Raw genomic sequence first — 2,533 nt, 5'->3', positions numbered from 1 at the left:
CAACCGTGTGCGGGCGGCGCCGTGACGCGGTGCGGTTCGGCGGAGCCGCGGAGCCCGGGTGCGGCGGGGTGGTTCGGCGGAGCCGGGGTGCGGCGGGGGTTAGTCGTGCTTCGTTAGGTCGTGTTCCGCGGTGTGGCCGGCACCACCGGCGTCGTACACGTCTTTTGGGCGTCGCACACAGGTTTCGACCTGTGTACCGCGCACAGAACCTGTGTATGACACAGGCGGGCGTCGGGCCCGCGCCACCAGATGCCGGCGGAACGCCACCCGGCGGAACGCCACCCGGCGGAACCGTAACCCGACGCGCCCACTCGACGGAGTACCGCCCGACGCAGCGCGTCGGCACAACCCCAGTACCCGCCGCACAACCCGTGCTGGTGTTGTGTCGAACGCACTAGGTGGGCGGTGTTTTTCGCCGCGTGTCGGTCCGATGTCTCGTTGATCATCTGGGGAGAATGTTCGGATGCCGCGGGGTCGTCGTTCTGGGAGTGAGTCGTGACGTTGGGTTTGACGCCGCGGCAGGGGGATTTGTTTCGGTCCACGGTCAGCTTCTGTGACGGGCGGATCGCGCCGGGTTCGATCTATGGGCTGTTGCATCGGGAGTGTCACCGGTTGTTCCCGGATGAGGCGTTCGCGGACTTGTTCACCGATGTGGGTCGTCGTTCGGTGCCGCCGCTGATCGTGGCGGTGGTGATGGTGTTGCAGCGCATCGAGGGCTGCAGCGATCGGGAGGCGGTGGACCGGTTCGCTTTCGACGCGCGGTGGAAGTACGCCGCGGGTGGGTTGGATTTCGACTATCCGGGTTTCGTGCACACGGTGTTGGTGGACATGCGGGCCCGGCTGGCCCGCTCGGATAGCCCGAACCGAATCTTCGACGCGGTGCTGGCGGTGGCCAGCGCGGCGGGGTTGGTGGGGCGTCGGCGGGTGTTGGACTCGACGCCGTTGTATGACGCGGTGGCCACGATGGACACCGTGACGCTGATCCGCTCGGCGATCCGCGGGCTGCTCGCTGTCGCCGACGCGGAGTTGGAGGCCGAGTTGCGGGCGGTGTTGGCCCGGGATGACGACTACGCCGCCGCGGGTAAACCGGTGTGTGACTATGACGACCCGGCCGCGCGGGACGCGCTGGTCGACGCGCTGGCCACCGACGCGATGGCGCTGCTGGCGGTCCTTGACGGCCGTGAGCTGTCCGACGCGGTGACCCAGGCTGGGGCGCTGCTGGCCACCGTGACCGGCCAGGACCTCGACCGCGATGAGGCCGGGGTGTTCCGGATCGCCCGGCGGGTCGCGAAAGACCGGGTCATCTCCACGGTGGACCCGCAAGCCCGGCACGGGCACAAGACCGCCGCGCGCGGGTTCGACGGCTACAAGGGCCACGTCGGTATCGACCCGGACACCGAGATCATCACCGCAACCACGGTCACCCCGGGCAACACCGGTGACGGCGCCACGGCCGCCGACCTGATCACCGACCTGATCCCCGTGACCCACCCCACGCGGCCCGCCCAGCCAGATACCGCTCAGCCGAGCGAGCGGGCGGACAGTGAGGAGTCGGCTCAGCCGGACACCGACCAGCCGGACACCGACCGGCCGAGCGAGGCGGCGGACAGCGAGCCGGCGCCAGGCGCGGAGTCGAGCACGGTCTTCGGGGACTGCGCGTATGGCAGTGGCGAGTTCCAGGCCACCCTGGAAAGCCACGGCATCGCCTCGGGGTGCAAGACCCAGGTTCCCGCGCCGCGCCCGGGTGGGCTGTTCACCAAGGCCCGCTTCGACATCGACCTCGACCGCGACACCGTCGCCTGCCCGGGCGGGGTCACCACCCCGATCCGCCGCCGCGACGGCGACAGCGCGGGCACCGCGCGCTTCGGCGCGGCCTGCCGCCATTGCCCGCTGCGCGCCCAGTGCACCACCTCGAAGGTCGGTCGCACCGTCACTGTCAGCGCCTATCAGGCCGAGTTGGTCCGCGCTCGGGCCCGCCAACGCGACCCGGCGTGGCAGCGTGACTACACCGCCACCCGCCCGAAGGTCGAACGCAAGATCGGTCACCTGATGCGCCGCAAACACGGCGGGCGCCGAGCCCGGATGCGCGGGCTGACCAAGATCTCCGCCGACTTCTCCCTGCTCGCCGCCGCGGTCAACCTGGCCCGCCTCGCCAAACTCGGACTCACCGCCACCACCGACCGAACCTGGACAGTGGCCACCGCCTGAGCCGGCCGGGGCCTGCCTGGCCGGCTCCGCCACCCAGAGCGCCCAGAAACCGAGGACGGCCAGCCGAGCAGCCTCAGCGCGGACCAGGTCTCCGCCCGTACCCGACGCGCTCATCGGCCAATCGGACGGCGCCCCCGACACAGGTCGCCCCCACCGGGTCCGTTCGACACCGCCCACCTAGGTCGGCGATCCGGGCTTGGAGATCCGTCAGGCGGGCTTGGGTCAGCTCCCGGGCCGCCTCGCAGCCGTGCGGGCCGCCCCGGTCCAAATGCAGCAGCTCCTCGACGTCATCGAGGGTGAAGCCCAGTTGCTGAGCCCGCTTGAT

At 70.7% G+C, this 2,533-nt stretch carries 2 protein-coding genes; one reads left to right on the top strand and one right to left on the bottom strand.

What is annotated here, in order from left to right:
* Positions 1-495 precede the first annotated feature (495 nt).
* Positions 496-2,208, top strand: coding sequence for an IS1182 family transposase (locus VGJ14_13775; GenBank protein HEY2833491.1), 1,713 nt, complete (start codon positions 496-498; stop codon positions 2,206-2,208).
* Positions 2,209-2,281: 73 nt separating this feature from the next.
* Here VGJ14_13775 and VGJ14_13770 read toward each other — a convergent pair.
* Positions 2,282-2,533 (bottom strand): MerR family DNA-binding protein (locus VGJ14_13770; GenBank protein ID HEY2833490.1); only part of this gene is annotated, 252 nt, incomplete at its 5' end.

The sequence above is a fragment of the Sporichthyaceae bacterium genome, from assembly GCA_036493475.1.
In the GTDB taxonomy this organism is placed as follows: Bacteria; Actinomycetota; Actinomycetes; order Sporichthyales; family Sporichthyaceae; genus DASQPJ01.
This window is presented reverse-complemented; position numbering and strand designations above follow the sequence as displayed.